Below are 2,629 nucleotides of genomic sequence, written 5' to 3'. Positions count from 1 at the left end.
TCGGGGGAGGGGCCGGACCGCCATGTCATTGGCCGAAGAGGTAGCGGCAATTCACGCGGGACGACCGGATCCAGCGGCGTTGGTGGGCGAATTCCGCCGCACCCATGTCTTGATTCCGACGGTCAACGACACCCTCCTCTCGTCAGAGTTGGACGGCATTCGCTGGCTGTACGCCTTCACCGACGAGGATGCCCTCTCGCGCTTCGCCGTCTCCCGTGGCAGTGAGCCCGGAGCGGAGTGGCAGTACGTCACGGTGTCCGGGGCCCGCGTCCTTGACGTGCTGATTCCTGCCATCGAGGGCCCGACCGGGGTGGCTCTGGACGCCGGCAGCGAGCACGGTGCGCTGTTCCCGCCGGTGGCCGGGATCGTCCCCGACACCGCGGCCATCGACATATCAACGGGTGACGGGCCGGACGGCGGTTCGGACGACGTCGCGCCGCACAGGGGGGAAGCGTAGGAATGGGTGTGATCGGCGGGTACGGGTATCAGGTCGAGCCCGAGGCATTCGAGCAGCTCACCAAGGGGATCAAGGCCGCGACGGCCGAACTCAAGGAACTGGGCTTCGACGTGGAAGCCCAACTTGGCCGCGGTTTCGACAAATTGTCCCTGGACAGTATGGAATGCGGCGACGACGGCCTGGCGGCCACGCTCGACTCCTTCTGCGAGCGCTGGGGCTGGGGCGTGCGCACGTTGATGCAGGACGCCAATGAATTCTCCAAAAAGCTGGGCCTCACCGCCGGCATTTACTACGAGCAGGAGCAGTACGTCTCGGACGCGCTGAAGCAGACCGTGAACGCGGCGATGGGCGATCCGTCCAAGACGGCCGAGCAGCTGCACAAGACGTCCTGGGGCGACATCGCCGCGGACAACCCCTTGAACGTCGATTTCGACCCGACGTCCGCTGCGTCGTTGGAGTCGCACGACCGGATGCTGCAGACGGCCGACAAGCTCGCCCAGGACGTCCAGTCGGTCCCTGACCGGGTGAAGCACCCCTTCGACGATCGCGACGAGGTCACCACCGAGTTCCACGAGCCGAAGGGTGCGCGGGGCCAGGGGGGCGAGGGCAAGTGAACTGGCTCGGCGATGGTCTGAACGCGATAGGCGAGGGCGCGAGCAAGTTCACGGACGCCGTTGAGCGGGGCGCGGGCGAGCTGGTCGAGCACGGCTCGGACCTGGCGGGCGACGCCCTGGAGACCGTCGGCCTCGACGATGCCGGACACGCCGTGCGCTCCGCCGGCGCCAAGGCGGCCGGGGCCCTGGGCGCGCATGTCGACGAACGCCGGCTCGGCGAGACGGAAGACCCCAAGGAACTCATCCACGGCGACGTCTCGAAGATCAACGAAACGGCCTCCCACCTCAAGGACTTCTCCGCCGCCTTCGACCGGGTCGCCGAGGGCATGCGCAAGATCGGCTCGGGCCAGCACTGGAGCGGCAAGGCCGCCGACGCCTTTCGCGAGAAGTTCGATATGCATCCCAAGCAGTGGATGCACGCCGCCGACGCCTGCGACGACGCCTACAAGGCCCTGAAGTCGTATGCGGAAACGGTGTCCTGGGCGCAGGGCAAGGCCGCCGACGCCATCGAGAAGTACCGTGACGCCACGGAGGCCACCCGGCGCTCCCTCGACGCCTACAAGGCCAAACTCGACACGTACAACGCGCAGGTCGACCTCTACAACACGGCCATCGACGAGGGGCACAATCCCGGCAGCCAGCCGCAGAAGCCCGGCGCGTATGCAGACCCGGGCGCCGAGGGCCGCGAGGCGGCCCAGGACATGCTCAAGACCGCCCGCAACCAGCGCGACGAAGCCGCCGAGCGGGCCCGCAACGCCATCAAGGGCGCCTTGGCCCATGCCCCGGAGAAGCCCGCCTTCACCGACCTCGCCGGTGCGGCCCTCAAGGACGGCGGGGAAGCGTTCGTCCTCCAGAACGCGCACATGGCCGGCGGCGCCCTCAAGGCTGCTGCCGAAACCGTCAAGCTGGCCCGGACGGTCAACCCACTGGATCCCTACAACATCACCCACCCCTGGAAGTTCGCCAACAACGCCTCCACCATGCTCATGGGCCTGGCCCAGGCCCCTCTCCACCCCATCGACACGGCCAAGGACATGCTCGGCTCCGGCTGGGGCAGCGATCCCGGCGACGCGTGGGGAGCCCTCATCCTCAATGCCATGGGAGGCAAGGGCGCGGGGGGACTGGCCAAGGGGGCGGCGAAGACAACCGCGAAGAATGTCGCCGAGGGGTGGGCGCGGCACGCCGCCCGCAACGGCGGCAAGATCACCGTCCGGGACCGGGCCCGCATCGCCGCCTGCAAGATCTTCGGCAGCGACCCCATCGACATGGCCACCGGCCGTATGCACCTGCCGCAGACGGACATCACCCTCCCCGGCAGCCTCCCGCTGGCCTTCTCCCGCACCTTCGAGTCGTCCTACCGCCAGGGCCGCTGGTTCGGCCCGGCCTGGATGTCCACCGTCGACCAGCGTCTGGAGATCGACTCCGAGGGCGTCATCCTCATCGGCGAAGAGGGCAACTTCCTCCTCTACCCCCACCCCGCCGTCGGCGTCCCCACCCTCCCGGCCGAAGGCGACGGAGCCCCCCTCGAACTCACCCCCGACGGCGACTACCTCCTCAC

At 68.5% G+C, this 2,629-nt stretch carries 3 protein-coding genes; all 3 read left to right on the top strand.

What is annotated here, in order from left to right; genetic code table 11:
• Nucleotides 1-457: SseB family protein (locus tag ACZ4NB_RS38660; RefSeq protein WP_467667743.1), on the top strand; the 457-nt coding region annotated here is incomplete at its 5' end.
• A gap of 2 nt (nt 458-459) precedes the next feature.
• Nucleotides 460-1,071 carry a hypothetical protein gene (locus tag ACZ4NB_RS38655; RefSeq protein WP_467667742.1) on the top strand — a complete coding sequence of 204 codons (612 nt, stop codon included), beginning with the start codon at nt 460-462 and terminating at the stop codon, nt 1,069-1,071.
• Nucleotides 1,068-2,629 (top strand): putative T7SS-secreted protein (locus tag ACZ4NB_RS38650; protein WP_467667741.1); only part of this gene is annotated, 1,562 nt, incomplete at its 3' end. The genes ACZ4NB_RS38655 and ACZ4NB_RS38650, both read left to right, overlap by 4 nt.

It is taken from the genome of Streptomyces sp. NPDC026575, assembly GCF_055567415.1.
Note: the sequence above shows the minus strand (reverse complement) of the source record. Positions and strands in the feature narration are given on the sequence as shown.